The 22,723-nt window shown below is 48.0% G+C and carries 20 protein-coding genes; 1 reads left to right on the top strand and 19 read right to left on the bottom strand.

Annotated elements, in window-relative coordinates:
* Positions 1-481 precede the first annotated feature (481 nt).
* From MHB71_RS25440 to MHB71_RS25430, 3 genes are all read right to left on the bottom strand, one after another.
* Complete coding sequence (locus MHB71_RS25440) at positions 482-649, bottom strand: CxxH/CxxC protein (RefSeq protein ID WP_017691462.1); 168 nt, start codon at positions 647-649, stop codon at positions 482-484.
* A 336-nt stretch (positions 650-985) separates the two neighbouring features.
* The gene (locus MHB71_RS25435) at positions 986-1,510 is read right to left on the bottom strand and encodes a hypothetical protein (protein ID WP_340027970.1); all 525 of its coding nucleotides are present in this window, start codon (positions 1,508-1,510) and stop codon (positions 986-988) included.
* 297 nt (positions 1,511-1,807) lie between these two features.
* Positions 1,808-3,085 carry a trypsin-like peptidase domain-containing protein gene (locus MHB71_RS25430; protein ID WP_340027969.1) on the bottom strand — a complete coding sequence of 426 codons (1,278 nt, stop codon included), beginning with the start codon at positions 3,083-3,085 and terminating at the stop codon, positions 1,808-1,810.
* A gap of 716 nt (positions 3,086-3,801) precedes the next feature.
* Between MHB71_RS25430 and MHB71_RS25425 the strand changes: the two genes are divergently transcribed.
* Entirely contained in the window at positions 3,802-4,014 is a 213-nt protein-coding gene (locus tag MHB71_RS25425; RefSeq protein ID WP_036611899.1) for a hypothetical protein, read from the top strand.
* Here MHB71_RS25425 and MHB71_RS25420 read toward each other — a convergent pair.
* From MHB71_RS25420 to MHB71_RS25345, 16 genes are all read right to left on the bottom strand, one after another.
* A complete protein-coding gene (locus MHB71_RS25420; protein ID WP_340027968.1) occupies positions 3,983-4,789 on the bottom strand; it encodes an MBL fold metallo-hydrolase in 807 nt (268 codons plus the stop codon). The genes MHB71_RS25425 and MHB71_RS25420 overlap by 32 nt on opposite strands.
* A 6-nt stretch (positions 4,790-4,795) precedes the next feature.
* Positions 4,796-5,539 (bottom strand): two-component system regulatory protein YycI, encoded by a 744-nt coding sequence (gene yycI / locus MHB71_RS25415; RefSeq protein WP_047841111.1) that lies wholly within the window; start codon positions 5,537-5,539, stop codon positions 4,796-4,798.
* Between the two features lie 236 nt (positions 5,540-5,775).
* Positions 5,776-7,056, bottom strand: a complete 1,281-nt coding sequence (yycH, locus tag MHB71_RS25410; RefSeq protein WP_340027967.1) for a two-component system activity regulator YycH — start codon at positions 7,054-7,056, stop codon at positions 5,776-5,778.
* A complete protein-coding gene (gene walK, locus MHB71_RS25405; RefSeq protein ID WP_076216658.1) occupies positions 7,040-8,890 on the bottom strand; it encodes a cell wall metabolism sensor histidine kinase WalK in 1,851 nt (616 codons plus the stop codon). Before walK ends, yycH begins: the two co-directional genes overlap by 17 nt.
* Positions 8,890-9,612 (bottom strand): response regulator YycF, encoded by a 723-nt coding sequence (gene yycF / locus MHB71_RS25400; protein ID WP_017691453.1) that lies wholly within the window; start codon positions 9,610-9,612, stop codon positions 8,890-8,892. Before yycF ends, walK begins: the two co-directional genes overlap by 1 nt.
* Before the next feature lie 247 nt (positions 9,613-9,859).
* Positions 9,860-11,392, bottom strand: a complete 1,533-nt coding sequence (locus MHB71_RS25395) for a peptidoglycan DD-metalloendopeptidase family protein (RefSeq protein WP_127547516.1) — start codon at positions 11,390-11,392, stop codon at positions 9,860-9,862.
* Between the two features lie 487 nt (positions 11,393-11,879).
* Positions 11,880-12,689, bottom strand: coding sequence for a class I SAM-dependent methyltransferase (locus MHB71_RS25390; protein WP_340027966.1), 810 nt, complete (start codon positions 12,687-12,689; stop codon positions 11,880-11,882).
* 288 nt (positions 12,690-12,977) lie between these two features.
* On the bottom strand, positions 12,978-13,745 hold the full coding sequence (locus tag MHB71_RS25385) for a hypothetical protein (RefSeq protein WP_076329300.1): 768 nt from the start codon (positions 13,743-13,745) through the stop codon (positions 12,978-12,980).
* Between the two features lie 222 nt (positions 13,746-13,967).
* A complete protein-coding gene (locus MHB71_RS25380; protein WP_036671866.1) occupies positions 13,968-15,254 on the bottom strand; it encodes an adenylosuccinate synthase in 1,287 nt (428 codons plus the stop codon).
* Positions 15,255-15,699: 445 nt separating this feature from the next.
* Positions 15,700-17,061: a replicative DNA helicase gene (dnaB, locus tag MHB71_RS25375; protein ID WP_036611922.1), complete on the bottom strand. Its 1,362-nt coding sequence runs from the start codon at positions 17,059-17,061 to the stop codon at positions 15,700-15,702.
* Between the two features lies 1 nt (position 17,062).
* Positions 17,063-17,506: a 50S ribosomal protein L9 gene (gene rplI, locus MHB71_RS25370; RefSeq protein WP_036611925.1), complete on the bottom strand. Its 444-nt coding sequence runs from the start codon at positions 17,504-17,506 to the stop codon at positions 17,063-17,065.
* Positions 17,503-19,494, bottom strand: coding sequence for a DHH family phosphoesterase (locus MHB71_RS25365; protein ID WP_253504618.1), 1,992 nt, complete (start codon positions 19,492-19,494; stop codon positions 17,503-17,505). The genes rplI and MHB71_RS25365 overlap by 4 nt, the downstream gene beginning before the upstream one ends.
* A gap of 11 nt (positions 19,495-19,505) precedes the next feature.
* Positions 19,506-20,426 (bottom strand): DUF2232 domain-containing protein, encoded by a 921-nt coding sequence (locus MHB71_RS25360; protein WP_340027965.1) that lies wholly within the window; start codon positions 20,424-20,426, stop codon positions 19,506-19,508.
* Positions 20,423-20,725, bottom strand: coding sequence for a MazG-like family protein (locus MHB71_RS25355; protein WP_017691445.1), 303 nt, complete (start codon positions 20,723-20,725; stop codon positions 20,423-20,425). Before MHB71_RS25355 ends, MHB71_RS25360 begins: the two co-directional genes overlap by 4 nt.
* Positions 20,726-20,990: 265 nt before the next feature.
* Positions 20,991-21,416 (bottom strand): CBS domain-containing protein, encoded by a 426-nt coding sequence (locus MHB71_RS25350; protein ID WP_017691444.1) that lies wholly within the window; start codon positions 21,414-21,416, stop codon positions 20,991-20,993.
* Between the two features lie 184 nt (positions 21,417-21,600).
* Positions 21,601-22,635 (bottom strand): LCP family protein, encoded by a 1,035-nt coding sequence (locus tag MHB71_RS25345; RefSeq protein ID WP_036671869.1) that lies wholly within the window; start codon positions 22,633-22,635, stop codon positions 21,601-21,603.
* Between the last annotated feature and the right edge of the window lie 88 nt (positions 22,636-22,723).

Genomic DNA, 22,723 nt, shown 5'->3' with positions numbered 1-22,723 from the left:
GTTCTCCACCTCTTTCGAGGCCTTTTCAGTAATGTAACGTGTCTACGATTCGTTAGATTTCAACCAGGCGGTGTTTGCCTCAAATAAGGCGTCTCCGGTTCGTTAGAGCTACTCGGCCCAACCAAACCTCCATCCTTAACCACATCGCTGTCACCCAAATTTACTTTCCCCACGCCCCAGCGGCTTCCATTTCTATTACCACAACTTGCACCTTTACTACAACTGAGCTCCCTCCCAAATCGGAACTCGGCACCTACACCTACCTTAATCTTCCCCTACCCTCGCCTACTCCCACGTTAACCCCTACGTCCCCACCCAGCTCCACGCTGCCTAACAACCACCACCAATCTCCCCCAAAAAGACAAAAAGAGCGCTCATCACGCTCTCCTTGGCTTCTTGCTGTGATGTTCATACCGGATGGAAAGTCAGCCCGAAGCGCAACCTTAAGTCACGCCTCCGGCCATCTAAGTCCTACAGTACGCTAAACGACGAGAAATTCCGCATGCTGTTCGCACTCGGCGCATTTCGCAGGCGGGTCCCAGTCGGCAAATTCCGTCTCCTTCAGATCAACGATATCTGGAGCGTCCTCATACTCATCGACAAACATGTCGATGGCAATGTCCACGTGTTCTTTGCATACAACGTACATCCGTTAAGCATCCTTTCTGTAACCAGCTATGTTCCCGATTCACAACCGCGTATCCCATTACAGGATAGCCACTTCTCAGTTCTATCACACCTGCCACCGAAAAGAAACCCCTAGCCCTAATTTATCGTGCCCAACCTCCACAAACCTCTCCATACGCCGTAAAAGAACACAAAAAGCATCCTTCCCGATACCTCTACGGTACCTGAAAAGAATGCTCCTGTAACAGTAACAATCCCATTTCACATAGCAAATGAATCTTGCCCCTGCGCATGAATTACGAAAACGGAGTTACTTATTCCCTGTTCCATTCCATGAATTGTCTCTAATCCACGTTCTTTAATTCAATCCCGACTGCGCCTTCGTCAACAGCTTCCCGCCTTGAAAAGCAATAACAGCATTGGCACCATTGCCGGCTGTGCCTTTATAGTTGTAAACCACCATATTCTCCGCTTCACTCAGCGCTTCACCTTCGCCGCCAAGGATCTCGATGACATCTCCCACCGACATGCCAACCTCAAGCTTCTCATACTGGGCAAAGGTAATCAGCACCCCATCGCCTTTCCCCGCCGATCCGTTGTTTCCCGATGTTACAGGCGTTTGGCCACCAGCCTCACCTACCGCAATCACATTTGTACTCAACTCATTCAACTTGGTCTCAAGTGCTGCGATCTTTTGCTCCTGCTCAACGCTCTTGGCTCCTTGCTCCACCAGTTTCTTCTCAAGCCCTGTAATCTTCTCTTGCAGAGCACTCGTATCTACAGATGCTCCTGTCGTAGCTACCTCAGACCCACAGGCGGACAACATAAATAGGGACAGAGCCAAACTCGTTCCCCCAAGCATCTTTTTCTTCAAATGTTTCATCAAAAATACCCCTTCCATTCTGAAATAAAAATATGATCGACAAACAGATGTTATTGCATCAGCGACCGTCTCCAACATATTGACAACAGTTTACCACAGCACAAGTATTATGTATCTGCTCCTTTGGCTCCGGGTCTAACTGATCATGAGAATATAAAAATGGTTGATCTACTCATTTACTGTCGAACGAGCACATCCACCCATAATAACTAAAAAAGAGTGGTCAGTTGATCTGATCACTCTTCTAGCTTTCCCTATTTCAATCAACGCAACAGTATAGGTTTCGTTGAACTTCCCTTACTCCGGTTTATCCGTCAGCTTCACTGATACTTTCTCCGCTTTGCCATCCCGGTAGAAGGTCACTTCAATGGTATCTCCAATCTTCTTCTCATCGTACAGATACTTCCGTAGATCCAGCGTGGAGGTGATTTTTTGCCCGTCAAATTCCGTAATGACATCATTCAGCTTCATACCTGCTTCAGATGCCGGACCGGATGCTTCCAATACAACCACGCCGCTGTCCACATGAGATGGCAGCTTCAGATCCTTACGCTGCTCGTCATCCAGTGGTGCATAAGGGTTGCTCAGGTCGACCGTGTACACGCCGAGGTATGGACGAGATACTTTACCGTTCAGTAGCAGGGAATCTACCGTTTTCATCACTTCGTTCATCGGAATTGCGAAGCCAAGACCTTCAACGCCCGTATCCGAGATCTTCATCGTGTTGATGCCGACCACTTTGCCGTTCAAATCGACCAATGCACCGCCGCTATTACCTTCATTAATCGCCGCATCCGTCTGGATTACGTTTTGCTCCCAGTCGTACACTCCGTCCTGATTAATCGATACAGGTAGAATACGATCCGTGTAACTGACAATTCCGGATGTCAGCGTGCCGCCCAGACCGAGCGGGTTCCCGATCGCCAGCACCGTTTGACCGCGTTGAAGTTTGCTGGAATCACCGATCTCCGCGACTGCACCCAGCCCTTTATCTTCTGCGGATAATACAGCAATGTCACTTACACGGTCTTTACCGACCAGCTTCGCTTTATGTGTCTCCCCATCTACGGTCACAATCTCCAGATCACTCGCACCCTCCACGACATGGTGGTTGGTCATAATGTAGGCCTTGCCATCTTCCTTCTTGAAAATGACCCCTGAGCCCAGCGCCGAATCTTCCATCGATAGACTGCTACCCGTTTTATGGTTCACAATGCTCACCACGGAAGGACGAACATGGGCTGCTGCCTGGATAATCCGGTCGTATGGATCAGCTGCCTGCGCTGTCTGTGCACTGCCTCCACCACCATTACCTGTAGCATTAGCCAGCGGTAACGATGTGGGCTGTGTGATGAAGCTAAACAGCATGACGGTCACGATGGAGCTGATCACCGAGCTAATCACAGCTACCTTCACTGTGGAACTGATTCCCGTACGCGATCTGCGCGGATTGCTCCAGCGGTCACGTCCACGTGCTCTGCCTCCAGGGCGGATGATCTGAAGTTTGCCTTTCTGTTCAGGTTCGGCGCGTCTTGATACTTTGGTTGAATAAAAATCGTCTCCAAACAATCCCATCGTGATCCTCTCCCCTTCGTTGTCACGCATCAAGACCCTGACTGCCGCCTAAGTTGTCGCATGGATCAACGATGGAGTTCTCACATACACCACTCCGCCAACAGACGAACCTTCCGATCGCTGTTACTCACAAATTTTTTTGATCCCCTCTTCCAAGGTGAAAATTTGTTCCTAAAGGCGAACACTCTGTTTCTTCAGGTTTCTTCTGTCGTCTTCGTTACGTGAAGACTCCAACGGTTTCCCATGCTTTTTTGCAATTTTATAAAATGGTCTTGCATATCGCCGCATCCCGGCATCAAATCAAGATACAGCGTCTATGTACAACAGAACGGACACGCCATTCTGTCAGTGACTCTATCAATCATGCTCTCGCATTCTATGACATGCCATTTCACACGCAAAACAGCCAAAATCACAATGCTCCTCATATACTAAACACGTCAAATCACAAAAAGTTGCATATTTACGAAAATTAAAGCAAATTTCCGCTATAACGCGCTTAACAATAAAGGTCCATAGTATCTATCACCACAAAATCCGGTCCGCTAAGCGCCATTTTGGCAAATTTGAAGAACTTTTTCACCCCTGCATAGTCACAGGTTCAGCATACACGTCTCATCACATAAATGTTAGCGGCAAAAAGAGGAATGTTTTCCATCAAGCCTGACTACAATAATAGTAAAAGACAATTCGAAGCTTCATAGAGGAGGATATATATGGATCGCACGCGTACACTCACAGCCATGGATGAAGTTCATATGGCGGCCAAGCTGGCCGATCTCAAGGAAGAACACTATCGCAATACCCTTGCACTCAGCACCATCATTGAACTGCTTATTGATAAAGGCATCCTAACCCGTGAGGAAGTCGAGCGCAAAGCCGCCGAACTGGACAGCTTTATGGCTCACCCACCCTATCCCATGGCGTAGGACGGTCGTAATACGTATCACAGAGTTTGAACTCATGGTCCCGATAAAAGCATCCACGGCTCTCCATCGCGTCGCGCACCGACATTTTTGCCAAGTCCATCATATTATGATCTCGGCTAAGATGTGCCAAATACGTGCGCTTGATGCGTCCGTTCATCAGTTCACTAAGCGCTGCCCCTGCCGCTTCGTTCGACAAATGCCCAATGTCGCTCAAAATCCGGCGCTTGGTGTTCCATGGATAACGCCCCATACGCAGCAATTCGACATCATGATTCGCCTCCAGCACCAGCACGTCAGAATCAGAGATGGCATCGCGAGCCTTGTCGCTCATGTACCCAAGATCGGTTGCAACAGACAGCTTCTCCGTACCATCATCGAATGTGTACCCTACCGGCTCAGCCGCATCATGCGAGATCCCGAAGGATTCCACGCGCAGTGACCCAAAATCATGCTTTTCACCCGTCTCAAATACCCTCCGGTTTTCCTCTGGAATCGCCCCAACCGACTTCTCCAGTGCCGCCCACGTATTCAGATTCGCGTAGATTGGTAAATTATATTTCCGAGACATCGCGCCTAGTCCTTTAATGTGATCGGAATGTTCATGTGTAACCAGAATCCCGTCCAATTCTGCCCCAGAAATCTCCCTTTCCTGAAACAGTGCATCCAATCGCTTCGCACTAAGACCCGCGTCAATCATGAGAGAGGTACCCCCATGTTGTATGACTGTGGCATTACCTGTCGAACCGCTGGATAACACGGTAAAATATATCCCCATAACGCATTACTCCCCTGGTTTGTCTGTCTTGGGACTGAATACATCCCCACTGATGCCCTGCACGTACAACACTTCGCCACTTTCCAGCACGAACCGCCATGCCGGCATCGCTACCTGTATATCTGAATTGAACAACTGGCCGTAATAGCCCAGCTGAATATCTTTGACAATTGCATCATTTGGCAAAAAGTTCTCGATCAGCGTTCCCAGCGCCTTCGACGCCGGAAGCACCTGCTGATCGCTCTCCTCTGCGGTTGTAATCCGCACTGGAGTCTGACGGTAACCCGTTATTTTCTGGTCGCTGTAAAATAGCTCCAGACTCACATTGAAGAGCGGCCATTTACCATCGACCAGTGGGTGAAGCACAAAAGCCCCATCCTCGGCCATCAGCTGATCCAGCCGGTATGTCCCGATCTGTGGAATCTCACGCTCTAATGCATCTTCCAGCTCACTTTGCGAGAAGATCAACTTGCTATCTACAGGCTGTTCCAGTTCCATATCCACGCCAGCCCTGTCCTCTTCAATGAACTCATAGGACAACTTTGGCAGCTTTGGCGTTTCATTTGGAATCGGAGCCAGCACCTGAATGCCCTTCTCTTCCATCGCCTGCTGTGTATTATCTGCCAGTGAGGTGAAGTCCAGATTGGCTCCGGCCGTCTCTCGCGCATCCATCCAGATCTGGTATCCCAGCACCAGATTGAGCAGCAGAAAGGCATAGATCAACACATTTTTCGCCCGTCCCCAATCCAAAACATTCACCTCCGTCCAATTTGATAAAAGCAACTAATATCACACTGGCCCACTCCGCGGTCAGAACAACCTTCCGATCGCTGTTATCTCCAGATTTCTTGATTCCCTTTTCCTAAGGGAGAAATCCGGCGATAAAGGCGAACGCTTCGCTTCTACAGCTTTTTTCTGCCCTCTCCGTTATCGTGTGACCTTACACCTCGCTCGGATATCGAATGACTCCATTACCCTACAACCCATCAAGAAACGGTGGTTTCCTCCCCGTTTCCAAAGCGGATCACCCATACCGGGATCAGCTTTAGTCCGTCCTCAATCGAAGATGGACGATATGCCGGGTATACGTCCACGACCTGGCGATTCTCACCTGCGACCTTTTTAATAAGAGCCTTCAGCTTGTCTCCACCAGGCAATTTGACCGATTTCTTCGTCTCTGCACCTTCGTTCAGGTATTCCAGTGATCGTTCATAGCTGGATACCGTCTCCTGTTGCATCTCCATGCTGATTGTGCCAAAGCGGAACTGCATGGAATCCATAATCGGATAGCTGCCGTAATACTGCTGGAATTCAAGCCGTGTCTTGCTGTCGGCGGTCCCCAGCATCATGCGCGAACGGCCTTTCCAGCCACCATGCTGATTCACAAAGTCAACCGCAGACAACGCATCCTTCGCGGGATCAATCTGTCCCGCAGGCGGTGCCGCCGGATCGGTGTAGCTGATCCAGCGTTGTTCCTGTTTTACCTGTAAGCTACGTTTACTGTCCGTGTAGATCTCCGACCCGTCTTTTTCCCGTATGTTCCGGGTCATGCTTGGATCGAAGAACAGACTACGCTGCATCTGCTCAACCGTGAACTGACCTGTTGGCACATCCGCCTCAATCGTCTCCAGAGCTTCCGCCGGGATATAATACCCGCCATCCATCAACGTATATGGCGTCCAGTTTGTACCGAAGTCGACATGCTGCTGCACGTCCTGTACTGTCAGGTCTGCCTGCGTTGCTTCGTATACCACGTCTCCCTTGGCACTGAAGAACAGCGCATGGGCCTTCGTTTCTTTTTTGGACGTATAGATCGAGATTCGGTTAATCGTCTCCCCTTGGAATAAGGAATCCGTCCCAAGCCTCATCACCCGCTGTAACAATGCTACGGGAATACCTTCTTTGAACGATAGCTCAAACCCAGGGTTCTCCTTGCGAATCTGATCCCAGTTCACCGATTGCACACTGCGGCGCTGAAAATCATCGAACGCCCGCCCCTGTAACCGCGAATAGATTAACTGATAGAACGTATTGCCAGGGTAAAACACCGTATGTTTATCCTCACCCAGATGAATAATCATCTGATCAGGGAAGATCAATTCTTCAATATTGCGTTCCTGACCCATATTTTCCGTCTTCACATAGTTCGTTTCTGACGTCACAATGGAATCCCCGCCTCCGGGCAAACGGTAGATCAGAAAATAACTCTGAACCAGACTGGCTACAACAAGGGCAGCAAGCACCAAGGATTTAATCCGTTCCTTCACGGTGCTCACCCCCTTTCTCACGCATCGGCAGTGTGAACGTTACTGTCGTTCCCACATCTACTTCAGACTCCAAAGAGATGCTTCCATCATGTGCCTTCACAATTTCCCGGGCAATGGACAGTCCTAGCCCTGTGCCTCCCATACTGCGGGAACGAGCCTTGTCCACCCGATAAAACCGCTCAAAAATGCGATCCAAATCACGCTGTGGGATACCCATTCCCGTATCCGATACCGAGATGGCAAGTGTGTGTTCATCACTGCGTCTAGCCGCAATCGTAATGGTGCCGCCTTCCAATGTATATTTCAGCGCATTGGATACGACATTATCCAGCACCTGATCAATCTGGTCACGATCCAGCGGAACAGCCGGAATATCATTCTCTACAGACAGCACAGGCTGAATATCCTTCTGATGCATCTGAAACGAGAATCGATCCGTCACTTCCTCCAGCATTTCCAGGATGTCTGTTGGCTGTTTACGTAGCAAAGCCTCTTTGGAATCCAGCCGCGATAGATGCAGCAGATCCGTAACCAGTCGTATCATTCGTTCCGTCTCGTTCTGAATAACACCAACGAAACGACCGGCAAGCTGCGGATCTTCCAATGCCCCGTCATCCAGCGCTTCCGCGTAACTCTTGATCGTCGTCAGTGGTGTACGCAGTTCATGGGATACATTGGCCACAAATTCACGCCGGGATGCTTCAAGTTCTTCCTGCTCGGTAACATCCTGAAGTACGGCAATGGTTCCCGTGATTCCCCGTTCACGTCGATGAACCGGTGTGAACGTCATCCGAATGACCACAGGCTCTTCTTGTCCTGCGGGTGCAATCTGCAGCAAAGTTGAACCTGTGAAACCACTCGCGAGGGCTTCCGCATCCTCCGGATCAATGCCGAGTAATATGGCAAAGTGTCTTCCTTCAATATCCGCAGGATGCATACCCAGAATGCTGCTGGCACGACGGTTTACGAGAATGACTTTACCGTACTCATCCGTAGCCACCACACCATCACTCATATTCGTCAGAATGGAGGTCAACTTCTCCTTCTCCTCTTCATTCAGTGAAAGTGCATCCCGAAGCCGGCTGGTCATATAGTTAAAAGCCCGACTGAGCTGACCAATCTCATCCGTGCCAAATACAGGTGTCTGCTGATCAAAGTTACCTTCTGCGACCGCTGTCGCTCTCCGAGTCACTTCCTTAATCGGCTGCGTTATCGTATGGGACAAGATCACGCCAAGCACCGCCGTTAACACCAAGGCAATCAGAATGCCGGAGATAAAGATTTTGTTGATTCCCTCCATCGTGGAATACAGCTCGTTCATGGATGCCGCGATGTAGACCGCGCCAATGATCTTGCCGCCGGACAGCACCGGCTTGGCGACGACCTTTTTGCGAACATTATCCTCGTCCACGATATATTCCTCATTGTCCCGAATGCCTTGAAGCGCACGGCTGACGACGGTCTGGGTGTTTTTGCGACCCACATAGTCCGAATGTGAACTTAGCGAGGTCGTGAGTACCTTGCCGCTGGCATCCAGCACCTGAATCTCGGCACCGTTAATGTTGAACAGATTGTTCACCAGCACACGCAGATTTTCCGTTTTGTCCTCGCCAGCCTCTGCTTCTCCACCCGCCATCGTCTCGCCCACGAGAACCGACAGCATCTCCGCACGCGCCTGCAGGTCTTCCGTAAAGTTGCTCGTTAGTGAGTTCTTCATCGCGCTCACAAAATAAACCCCGATCAATTGCATCGCAATCAGAATCAGCAGTACATAGATAATTATCAATTTCGCCTGAATCGTTCGGAAGAACGAGAATCGCGCGAATCGGCCCATTATATCCCCACGCTTTTGGCACTGCGCACGAGATAACCGAGCCCGCGGCGTGTCAGAATCGTTTCCGGTTTGCTTGGATTCTCCTCAATCTTCTCACGCAGACGACGAATCGTAACATCCACGGTGCGTACATCGCCGAAATATTCATATCCCCACACCGCTTGCAGCAGATGTTCCCGTGTCATAACCTTGCCGGAATGCTTCGCCATATAATAGAGAAGTTCGTATTCACGGTGGGTCAGATCAAGCGGTTCTCCGCCTTTATAAGCCGTATACATGTCCATATCAAACGCCAGATCAAACAGTCGCATGACCTGCTTCTCTTCGTCTTCGTGAGCTTCTGCCGTAATCGCAAGCTTTTGCCGTCTGCGCATCTGTGCCTTCACCCGTGCAAGCAGCTCACGCGTACTGAATGGCTTCGTCACGTAATCATCCGCACCCAGTTCCAATCCGAGCACCTTGTCGATCTCGCCATCTTTGGCGGTAAGCATGATGATTGGCATCTCCAGATGAGCGCGCACTTCGCGACAGACATCCATACCGTCCTTGCCCGGGAGCATCAGATCCAGCAGCATCAGGTCCGGTTTCTCGGATAACGCCAATTCAACCGCACGAATGCCATCAAATGCACAGATGACCTCGTAACCCTCTTTTTCCAAATTAAACTTCAGAATGTCCGCGATGGGCTGTTCATCGTCCACCACCAAAATCTTCCCCTGCATCGGCTAAGTTCACCCCTATATCCTGCTTAATCCGCGTTAGCGTTTATATCTCTCTTCTATGTTTAGCTTGTACCAAGCCTACTTGATTGGTTTCTCTAGTTTGTTGTTTATACTCTCTAGTTTAACATACCTGAAGCACCGTCACATCCTGATCGGAGGGTTGGAAGGTCTTTCATCTGAAAATTTTTTACAGCAACAAAAAACAAGGCCAGCATTATAGCCAACCTTGCTCTACTTAAGCTCTATATTAGTTCAGATACGTTAACGGATTTTCTACCGTTCCATTCTTAATAATCTCAAAATGCAGATGTGTTCCAGTCGAACGACCCGTGTTGCCCATAACGCCGATACTCTCGCCTTTTTCAACCACTTGTCCAACCTTAACGCCAATGCTGTTCAAATGTCCATACAGTGTTTCGTATCCGTTACGGTGGTTAATAATGATGACATTACCATAACCGCTTTTCTGTCCTGCAAAAGTAATTACACCCTCATCAGACGCTTTCACATCGCGGTTACCTACCAGATCGACACCTTTGTGCTGGCGACCCCAACGTTGTCCAAAGCTGCTACTCATCGTTGCATTTGATACCGGCCAAGCAAATTCACCTGTGCCCTCACCAACAACTTTTGTTCCGCTAAGGACTACTTCAGTTACAGCTGCTTTAATCACTTCCTGACCAAGCCACTCTTCCTGAACCACTTCACCATTTTCTTTGGTTATACGGTACTGCATGCTTTTCAAGCCGCTTTGTCCTGGACGCACGACTTTTGTTGTACCTGCTTTCAACTCGTCACTTTTGCGCACTTCCACTTGCGGTTTGATCTCAATCTGTTCAACAACCTGCTCAACCGATTTAACGGTTACCGCCGGTTTTGGAACGGTCAAGGTCAGTTCGTCTCCGATTTGAAGCGACGTTTCCTTGATGCCCGGATTATGCTTACGAATCTCGCTTTGTGTAATTTCATACTTGGCAGCGATCGAAGAGATTGTATCTCCTTCACGAACCACATAAGTTACAGGCGCGTCTTTACCAACGGTTAATGCTTTAACCGCCTCGGACACATCCCATATTTTGTTTGGATCAGCCTTCACCACATCTGTCGCTACATCTTCCTTGATGCCTACAGACTTCAGGGTTGTGCTAGGTCCCTCGTCTTTCTTCGAGGAATTAGCCGATACCGACTTCGTCTTCAGCGAACTTCGCACAGCCGATGCCGATATGTATTTGCTCTGCACTTGTTCCAGGATTGCATCAGCTGTTGCCTGATCCTTCACAATACCAATGACTTCACCATCTACCTTAAGCTCCACACCTTTGGCGTAGGCTGTCAGCATGTCACCCAGTTTGTCCAGCGTTTCGTCACTGTTCACTTCAGGTTTGTACGCTCTTACCGTTTCGGTTGTGATGCCATCCGTGTTCAGCACCATCTCTGCATCCGGATATTTATGTTGATATTCCTCAGTTTTGTCTGTAAATAGTTGTTGTAATTGTGCCTCATCTGCAATGGTACCAATCTCGCTACCTTTAACCATTACTTTATAGTACGGTACGGTGTTTGCAGTAACATATTGTTTGCCTGCGAACCCGAGCGATGCTGCGATGAATACACCACATGCTGCTGTAATGATCCATTTGCGCGAGGCCAGAACGCGCTTCTTATTCACACTGAAGGTGGACATGCTCATGTTGTTTTTGTCTTCGGCCGTCCGGTGTTCCCCGGATTGTTCGTGTACCCGGTCTTTGCCCGGTTGGCGTATGCCTCTGAAACCTTTCATGATTCTCTCCTTTTCAGCACTTCTCAGTTCGCATTTCTGTCAAGACATCACCCATCGTGTCTGTCCCATGCTCGTTGATACTTGTATTGGGTGTCCGCAAAATCAGGACTTTAGCTGCGCTCGTAAAAGTGTCAAAATTTTAACCTTTTATCACACCCGTATACTTTAACACAGGTTTTACACTCATTTCAACTCTATACGTCACACCACAAAGCCACGCCCCGCTTGGTTTCCCTGAATTATCCATAAGATAGCACGACTGGTCCATCACCCATTATGCCTCAACATCCGCTGTACTATGTGCTTTTGTTCCCAAATTAAGACTAGGTTCTAAGACCCAGTGAAATATGCTTTATTTTTCATAAAAATACAAATAAAATCCCTCACCAGATCAACTCTGATAAGGGATTACGTAAACAACCTGTTTGTGGTTTATCTTAAACTGGATTTCAGCTCATGCCACAATAGAAATTTAACTTTTATGTCTCTATTCTTTGACTGCAAGAATTACAAATCGCTTTTGCTGTACTTCCCAGAATCCATTGTGCTCCATCTCCATATGAATATCCAATAACGGCTGACGGAACTGTTCCACTTTGAAATTAGGTACTTGCCACGGGATAGTCTTTAGATAATATACCAGTGCGCCTATATCATAGAAACGTTGTGCAGGGGTTGCTTCCCGTTGCTCCAGAATACGGAATCCAGACTGTTCCAGCTGAAGAACAGCACGATCCAGTTCCCATTCAGCGTAATCCGCTGGCATAGGAATGCCGAGCCGATCATTGATCTCCCTGCAATCTGACCAACCTACCTGTTGAGTTAGAAACATTCCCCCTACCGATAGAATCCGCCTAACTTCCCGCTCATCATACGACTCATGCCGATTAAGAATCAGATCGAATTCCCCATCTGTGAAAGGAAGTTGCGAATCATCAGTCACTGGAAGCACCTTCACACCGAGCGGCTGTAAACGTTCCTCTGCAATAGGTATATTGGGGAGATAGCCCTCGGTCGCACATGTGTATGGAGGAAGGGGACGGAGTCTGGACAACATCTCTCCTCCACCAGTCCCCATGTCGAGCATTCGTTCTGTTTGATTCAATAATCGGCGCGCCATCGTTCCATATGACCAAGGCAATATTCCGCTCTGGAGCCTCCCACTCCCTGTTACATAGCTAAAATCCCAGCCACTAAACGGCTGGTCCGCCTCTTGCAGCCCTTGCTCGTATCGCTCTTTCGCCGCCTCGGCAAACTCTTTTACTGATGGTTCTGAATTAGAATGATATAAGTTCATGGTCAATACAACCTCCAATTAGTGTATTCGTAAACACAAGTCCATCGTTTCTCTTGAAAGCACCTATGAACGGAGGTCCACGAATTGGACTGGAGGTTTCTGCAATGTTGCCTGAACGTTTTTATATGTTGTGTTCTTTACCTTTATATTTCATACACTTTTCCCTCCTACAGGCATTTCCAGAATTTATTTAAATAAATTATATTCAATCATCCTCGACAAGTCCATTACATTATGAATCAGGCGATACGTCTATTAGCACGCTGTCTTCCCTGCCTGCCTATCATCCTATTCTGTTTGCAGTACTTCCATCAGGTTGTCGTACTCTTCACTGGTCAGGTACTTCGAGATCACCTGTTCAATCTCACGTAATTCCTGTTCCGTTAGGCCACCTTCCATGGCACCTGAGATCTGCTGCATCTCTTTCTGCGGCAGCTTGTTCATGAGCAGGCTAAAGATTTTTTCTTTCTCCTCTGCTGGCAGCTTGTCCTTCGCTCCTGTAATGTCATCCGGTGATACGACAATAGCATCATTGCCTGAAGAAGCACCTCCGCTGGCTGCTCCGGTTCCATTACCTGAAGCTGTACCATTACCCTGATCTGTTCCTGAGTCATTACCCGTGCCCGTATCCGTCCCATTGCCTGCACTTGTGCCTGAATTTGATCCGCCAGTCGTATCTGTACCTGAGCCTACACCTGCGCCCTCGCCTGAGCCGCTCCCTTGGGACGCATTATTGCCTGCATCTACGCCAGATTGACCGCTCTCCGTCCCATTCCCCATAACTGAAACAGCATCTTCCGGAACCTTCTCTTCGTCCGCTCCTGTCGGCTGATCTGTCGTCCCATTTCCCGATTTATTCCCCTCGCTGGTTTTACCGCCCAAAGCACCTTGGAACATGGCGGTTAACCCCATGGGTTGACCTTCCCACTGAATATTGAAACTCGCGAGTAGCGACTTCGCATATGACTGTACAATTAATCCGGTCGTGAGCAGTGTCAGTGAACTGACCAGCAACACGGTTAGCACGATTTTGACAAACCACACAAGCAACTTCATTCCGTTCTCTCCCTCCGATTATCCCACCCGTCTAGCATGCGCATGCTGGGGTCTGTGACTCTACTGTTAACCAGTATTGACGGAAATCTCGGGATTATATCCGAAAAACATACAAAAAACCTCCAGTCATCGCTATAAAAGCAACAACTGGAGGCTCAACATGCCTAAGTCGGCAGAGGATTCTATTTTATAATTCAAGAAACAATCTCTCTATTTCTTCGATTACTCGTAGATTGGAAGAACTTGATTTGTTTGCTCACGGTTACGACCAACGGAGAAGATGGCAATTGGAATGCCTGTCAGTTCGGAAACACGTTTTACATAATTCTGTGTGTTCACTGGCAGGTCTTCGAGTTTCTTAGCTCCAGTGATATCTTCGCTCCAGCCTGGCATCTCTTCGTATACCGCTTCACATTCTGCCAGCATTTTGAGGCTTGCCGGATAGTGTGTGATGACCTCGCCGCGGAATTTGTATCCTGTGCAGATTTTTACGGTTTCCAGACCTGTCATTACGTCCAGAGAGTTCAGGGACAGACCTGTGATTCCACTGACACGACGCGCGTGGCGAACAACAACACTATCGAACCAACCTACACGACGTGGACGTCCAGTTACCGTACCGTACTCATGTCCAGTCTCACGGATTTGGTCACCGATTGCATCATGCAATTCCGTAGGGAATGGGCCATCTCCTACACGGGTTGTGTAAGCTTTCGCTACCCCAATGACTTGTTGAATACGAGCCGGGCCTACGCCAGAACCGATACATACGCCACCTGCGGACGGATTGGATGATGTAACAAATGGATAAGTTCCTTGATCAAGGTCCAACATAACGCCTTGTGCACCTTCAAACAATACTTTTTTGTCCTCATCAATATATTCGTTCAGTACAACGGATGTATCACGTACGTAAGGACGCAGAATTTCAGCATATCCGAGGTAATCTTGCAGAATCTCTTCCACATCAACAGGCTGGCCGCCATAGACTTGCTCGATGACACGGTTCTTTTCTTTGACCAGATGACGCAGTTTCAGTTCGAAATCTTCAGCATCCAGCAGGTCAACCATCCGAATACCAATACGGGCTGATTTGTCCATGTAACATGGGCCAATTCCTTTGCCAGTTGTACCGATTTTGTTCGGACCTTTGCTCTCTTCTTCGAGTGCATCCAGTACCATGTGATATGGCAAGATGATATGTGCGCGCTCACTGATGGACAGGTTCTTCGTTGTAAAATCATTGTCATGAATATAGTTAATTTCTTCGATGAGTGCCTTCGGGTTGATAACCATTCCGTTACCAATAACACACGCTTTATCTGTGTAGAAAATCCCTGATGGAATCATCGTCAGTTTATATTTTTTGTTATCAATCAGAATTGTATGACCCGCATTGTTACCACCTTGATAACGAGCCACCACATCAGCGCTCTCCGCCAAATAATCCGTGATTTTACCTTTTCCTTCGTCTCCCCATTGCGTTCCCACTACAACTACCGTTGACATAGTTAACATTCCTCCGTGGGTGCCTTGCGCACCTTTGTATTGGTCTGTCCGTCCTCTATCCCGGCAGGCGTGTTACGCAATAAACCGACTGAGAAGCGTGCTAACGGACAGTAAAAATGTCCTTCCGTTACATTCAAGGGAAGGTTTGCGCTGCTTTAACGCAGCAGTATTAGTGTACCAGTACCCTTTTTCAAAGTCAAATCAAATGGCGAACAATTAGATATAGTACAACCGTAATGTTCGGGATTTACCCATTATTTCAACACAAAAAACCGGAGACTTCAGTCCAAGCTTGCTTGACTGCTATCACCGGTTCAAGGATACCCATTTCAATGTGAATCTATATCTGGTATTTATAACACATGTTTGAGTTCAGTTGCTCTAATGGTTGATCTTCGGGACAGACGATTCTGGCTTCTTGATCGAAGTCGTCAGCACCTGCCCGTTACATCGCGAAGGCGTCATTGTGCGCCCTCTCGTAATTGACGAATTTATTAAAGTTTTTCAGGAAGACCAGTTCCACCGTACCTACCGGACCGTTACGCTGTTTAGCGATAATGATCTCGATAATATTTTTCTTCTCGGTCTCTTGGTTATAGTAGTCATCCCGGTACAGGAACGCTACGATGTCGGCATCTTGCTCGATTGAACCCGATTCCCGCAAGTCACTCATCATCGGACGTTTGTCCTGACGTTGCTCTACACCCCGGCTCAGCTGGGACAAGGCAATAACCGGAACTTCCAGTTCCCGGCCAATCTGTTTCAGTGTACGTGAGATCTCGGATACCTCTTGTTGACGGTTCTCCCCTGCTTTACCACGTCCACTAATCAGTTGAAGATAGTCGATCAGGATCATGCCAAGGCCTTTCTCTTTCTTCAGACGACGGCATTTGGCACGAATATCCGCTACGGTAATCCCTGGCGTATCATCTATGAAGATGTTGGCTTCTGACAAAGCTGCAATACCCATCGTCAGCTTCTGCCAGTCTTCATCTCCCTTGAAATCACCCATACGCATTACGCTGGCATCCAGGTTGGCTTCCGCACAGATCATACGTTGCACCAGCTGGGCAGCTGACATCTCCAGACTGAAGATGGCTACCGTCTCCTGGGCCCGAATGGCTACGTTCTGAGCGATATTCAGGGCGAAGGCCGTCTTACCTACGGAAGGACGGGCCGCTACAATGATCAAGTCACTGCGCTGGAATCCGGCAGTCATCTTGTCCAGATCGATAAACCCGGACGGAATACCTGTCGTTGTACCCTTATTCTGATGAAGTGTTTCCACACGATCGAATACTTCCATCAGTACGTCCTGAATGGCTATAAAACCACTACTGGAGCGACGGTTGGATATCTCCAGAATGCGACGTTCAGCTTCTCCAAGCATCGCTGCAACATCTTCACCGCCTGTATATCCTTCGCTCACGATCTGTGTTGCCGTACGAATCAGACGACGCAGCATCGATTTCTCTTCGATAATCTGAGCGTAATAGTCTACGTTCGCGGCTGTAGGTACACCATGGGCTAGCTTAGCCAGATAACTAACGCCCCCGATGTCCTCCAGCTCACCTTTATCCTTCAGAAGCGAAGTCAGTGTCACGAGGTCAATCGGTTGATTTCCCTCACCAAGCTGGATCATCGCTTCAAAGATTAATTGATGGGGTTTATCATAGAAATCCTCGGTTTGCACCCGTTCCATCGCTGTAATCAGGGCCTCGCCCTGCAACAGGATTGCACCCAGCACGGCCTGTTCGGCTTCCAGGTTCTGCGGGGGAATCCGGTCGAATAACATTTCTCCGCCCATCTTACTCTTCCGTTACCTGTACCTTCAAGGTTGCCTTCACTTCAGGGTGAACCTTGACAGTTACTTGTGTTACGCCGAGTGTACGAATAGGCTCGTCCAGCTCAATTTTACGTTTGTCTACTTTCAGACCCTTTTTAGACAAAGCTTCTGCAATTTGTTTGCTGGTAATGGCGCCGAACAGACGACCACCTTCGCCGGACTTCGCTTTCAGTTCAGTCACTTCTGCTTCCAGCTTTTTCGCAAGTGCTTCCGCTTCCGCTTTCTCTTCCTGTTTGAGTCTTTCCTCAGCCGCCTTCTGGTTGTCCAGTGTCTTCATGTTGCCGTCCGTTGCCAGACGTGCGATTCCCCGTGGCAATAAGAAGTTCTGTGCGTAACCCTCAGATACTTCTTTCACTTGCCCTTTCTTGCCTTGACCCTTCATATCTTTTATAAAAATGACTTTCATTCGAACAGCCCCTCTTCCTTTTCGATTTCAGCCAGTACGTTCGTCAGCCGTTTTTCTGCCTCTCCAAGCGTTCCTTCAAGCTGCACGGCAGCATTTGTCAAATGTCCGCCACCGCCCAGTCGTTCCATGACAACTTGAACATTCATGCGCCCCAGCGATCTCGCGCTGATGCCAATCAGTCCATCCGGACGCTCACTAATCACAAATGAAGCGACCACGTCAGTCATGTTCAGCAATGTGTCCGCCACCTGGGCGATCATCATCTGTGAAATCTTGCTGCCAGGGTCTGTGACCGCCAGCGCAATGTTTCCATATACCATTTTAGCATGCTTTATGATTTCTGCCTTAGCAATATATTCTGACAGATCCTCTTTCATCAACCGCTGGATCATAATGGTGTCCGCACCGCTACGGCGCAAGAAACCTGCCGCTTCGAACGTTCTGGACCCGGTGTGCAGTGCAAAATGCTTCGTATCCACCGTAATCCCGGCAAGTAGAGCCGTAGCTTCTAGCGGAGTGAATTGTACCTTATCATGAATGTATTGCAAGAGTTCGGTTACCAATTCGGCAGCAGAAGACGCATAAGGTTCCAGATAGATCAACACTGCATCATTGATGAACTCTTCACCCCGGCGATGGTGATCCACAACTACGACACGGGTAGCAGACTGTACCAGTTTCGGTTCCATGGTCATGGAGGCCTTATGCGTATCCACCACCACCAGCAACGTGTGCTCGGTCATCATCTGGGTTGCCTGTTCCGGTGATACAAATGCTTTGGACAACTTCTCGTCCTTGTTCACTTGCTCCATCATGCGTTCAATCGATGGATTCATTCCATCCAGAACAATCCGTGCTTCCACATTGTACAGACTGGCCGCTTTCCACACTCCGATGGATGCGCCGATCGCGTCCATATCCGGAATTTTGTGCCCCATGATGAGCACCCGATCGCTCTCCTGCATCAGATCACGCAACGCGTGCGCAATAACGCGGGCTCTTACCCGTGTCCGTTTCTCCACTGCATTAGACTTACCGCCATAGAAAGACAGGCGTTGTCCGGACTTCACGGCAGCCTGATCACCACCACGTCCAAGTGCCATGTCCAGACTGGACTGTGCCAATTCTCCCATCTCGCTGATGCTATCCGATCCAAACGCCAGTCCAACACTGAGTGTCATTGGCACTTTGAGGTCAGCAGTCATCTCCCGAACTTCATCCAAAATGACAAATCGGCTCTGCTCCAGTTCCTGCAAAGACTTATGATTCAGCATCAACAGATAACGATCAGAAGACAGACGGCGCAGGTACACTTCGTACCGCTTGGCCCATGACGTAATTTCGCTGGTCACACGGGCAATCAACGCTGTACGCTGTTGATCGTCCATGCCTTGGGCAGCCTCGTCCAGATTATCCAGAACGAGAATTCCCAATGCAAGGCGTTCATTTTCATATTTATCACGAAGAATGGCTAGCTCCGTAATCTCGTATACATATACATACCGCTCCTGCGGGTTATGAATAACTCCATAATGCCGATCATCCAACTGGAATTCGTCATGCAACTCCTTGGATGAATGTTCCTTCGTCCCATCCTTCTTCTCTTTAGGCTGAGGAAGTTTGGGAAACATATTAAGTAGCGGATTACCCACCATTGTCTTCTCCTGGAACATCTCCGCGACAAAGCGGTTATGCCACTCTACCGTACGATCTTCGCTGTACAGCACAATTCCGAATGGAAGCATGCTGACCGCTTCCCCCTCCATCCGTTTGATCCGAATAGATAGGCCATTAATGTAGTCGTTAAGCTCACGGCGGAACGCGAGCTCCGCCTTAATCATGACGATTCCCAGCGCCGAAGCCAGTATCAGACTAATCAAACCAAGCGTCCAGTTATAAATGGTAACGAACATAACGAGCAACAGCAGCAGTATGAACGCCCATACGGTATAGTAGCCGTGCCAGCGTTTCTTCAGAAATTTAGGCATGACTCATCACCCTATCGTTTTGATTTCGATATTGCCTCACGAAGCGGGAACGCCAGATCGATAATTCCGATAATCCGAAGCGGACCAATGAAGAAGACCGCTGCCGCCAGGAAATATGGTATAACCGGATTCCATTTCTTTGCATGTGAGAGAAAGAAGAAGAAACCGATCGCTTGAATCATAAAGCCCAGATTAATTAACGGCGACAGATTCATGGCAATCATGGTCCAGTATGTTCCATCACTTTGTCTGGAGATCACTTCGATCAAGAGAGCAAGGAAATAATACCAGATCAATGCACGCGGCATACGCCATTCTCTCGCTGGTGGAAGCTTCGATACCACCACACCCATCACGTTCAGAATTGGACGAGCTATGGCGTGTGTAATAAAGGCCATTACCATCGATGTGACAACGAGAGCAAACGGAATCATAAGCTGTGTTTGTTTGGCAACATCCTCGGTCATCTCAGGTGTCCATGCAAAACCGTTGATCATCTGATTCGATGTATTGGTTAACGGTTCAATGGTCAATTTGACCACATCTTCAATATAACTGGACAGGTCGAATTGGAAAATGACACTGCCGACTAAGAGCAACAACAAGTATTCTGCCAACATCATGCCACTTCCCGCCATCAGAGCGAACAGGGCCGATTTGCGTGTTTTATACGCGTGACCCATAACGATTGCAGGCAGGGTAAAGATGAGCAATAGTAACAGATAGATGGGGTGGAATACGACCAAAATAACGGCTACGGGCACGAGATGCCATATAAATGATTTTAAAGATAATGAAGCATACAAAATAACTCCCGGAATCATCATAAAAAATATGGCAAGTACCGATAAAGGAGTTAACAGCGAAAGTAGCAAGAGCAGATAGACTGCGCTCCAAACAGCTGATTTAAAGCTAAATTTCAACAAATTCACCTCTTACGCATATGATCTTCTAGCGCGGAAATATCCTGGTACCAGTCTTCAAGCTGGTGACCTTCCTGTTTATGCTTTTTCAACTTCTCAACTAGCAGTGCATCCAGATCCTTGAAAGGAATACCGAGCCTGCGGCCCAATATGTAACTACTCATAATCAAACTGGCAAGACTGTCCCCGATTCGAGTTGTACTGCCTTCCCATAACGCCTTGAATAATCGGGATACCTGATCAAGCACTTCGGTTTTCAGCCATTCAATCACTTTAGCGCGTTTGGCTACATCCAGTTCTTTAGGCATATTGGCGAAAGTCACTCTCCCCCGAAAAAGCTTTATTCTCGATTATAGCATAAAAAGAGGGCCCGCAAAATTACCCCAAAAAACGGAGAAGTTCTCCGAAACTGATGTCAGGTACTTATGCGGAGTCCTCCGTACATCCTATCGACCTATATATTTGTAAAAAACTTCGAATGCGGCCCTGATTCAGGACTTCTTAAGTTTAACATGATACCGGACGGCTGTGATTATCCATCATGACACAATAATGTTTAAATTCGTAACAGCCTTACTTAGCCTTGATCGATTCTTTGGCTACAATGCCCTCGCAGTACTCAATTATCTGACTCCGTCTGACAATACCAATGAACCGATCCATATCATCGACCACAGGAACAAAGTTCTGAACTTTAGCCAGATTAATCAGGTCCTCCATGTTGGCGTTAATGGATACAGGTTTAATATCCAAGCGAAGGGGAACATCCTTGAGCAAGAACTTTGAAGCGTTTTCAAATGAAATCTTTCCCTCGGCATTCTTCATATACCACAGTAAGTCGCCTTCGGTAACCGTACCAATATATTTGCCCTCTTTATTCAAAATGGGTACCGCCGTAAAACGATGATATTCCATCCGTTCCAACGTTTGCCGCAGTGTAGAATCCGACGTCACGCACGTAACCTCTTGTTTGGGTAGCAAAAAAAATGCGATGTTCATACCCTTGTGTATCCTCCTTGTGAATTTCTTCGTTCAACTTATCTCGCTCAACTTATATTATACGGATCAGAACGCAGGATGTTCCAAAAGGATAATAGTTCTCAATACAAAGAAAAAAAACAGCAGCCCGCGAATAAACGTACTGCTGATTGTGGTCTACAACACATCATTGGTATGGAATTGGTTATTCAATCTTTTGCCGGTCAGGGATCATGACTTCACCGGCTGGGGTCGATTGATCCATCCAGTTGTTAATCAGCTCTTTGGCATATTGAACATCTTTCTCGTCAGCCTGACCATAATAGATACCGTCTTTTTTCATTCCCTCACCCAGGATGGTGAAGCTTGAAATCTGCGGTTTCTCTTGAGTAAGCACTTGTTTGGCCAGATCAATAATGAAAGAAGCTCGCATATCCGTCTGGAAGCTGTCTCCCATGATCTGAATCAGTTCCGGAATTTTGGCGATTTGATTCAAATTCAGCATCTCATTCGCCATCGCGTTCAGGAAAATCTGCTGCCGCTTGGTACGATTAAAATCGCTATCCTCACGGTATCTTACATAATACAGTGCTTCCTGCCCGTCATAGATCGGCTTACCGCCTTCAATCGTGAATTGCACATGATCCGGATTCTTGTTCACAATGTCCTCATCGATTGGCAGTTTTACACCACCAAGCGCATCAACCACTTTTTTGATTCCGTCGAAGTTGATCGTTGCATAATAACCCACATCAGCATCAAGAAATTTCTCCACGGTATTGATGGACATATTCTCCCCACCAAAAGCATAGGCATGCGCCAGCTTATCATAATCATCTTCGCCGTCCTTGTTGGCATCCCGTCCTACAATCTGCACATACGTATCACGTGGAATCGATACCAGAAGCACACGGGATTCCTTCGGACGTACTACAGCATAGATGACGGTGTCGGAACGACCACGCGTTTTCTCATAGGCGCGTTTATCCGAACCGAGCAGTAATACGGAGAAAGGTTCCTTACGGTATACCGTTGGATCAGGCGTGTTGTTGCCTTCCTGCGGTACATAAGAGCGGGATAACTGATCTTCTACCGAACCGGCGAGAAACAGATCAAATGCCGCTACAGCCAGTTGCTGACGGAACAAATACCCTCCGATTAACAAAACAACAAGTGAAACGAGCGTTATATATAGGCCTTTTCTTCTTTTCTTCTTCTTATCTTTAGTTCTGCTTTTCATCCATCGATTCCTTCTTCACTATCAAAATGAGAATCCATACTACCAATTAAACGTCTGGGATGCCTTGTGACTCGGTGTTCTCTGAAGT

This window comes from Paenibacillus sp. FSL H7-0940, from assembly GCF_037979415.1.
Taxonomy (GTDB): domain Bacteria; phylum Bacillota; class Bacilli; order Paenibacillales; family Paenibacillaceae; genus Paenibacillus; species Paenibacillus amylolyticus.
Note: the sequence above shows the minus strand (reverse complement) of the source record. Positions and strands in the feature narration are given on the sequence as shown.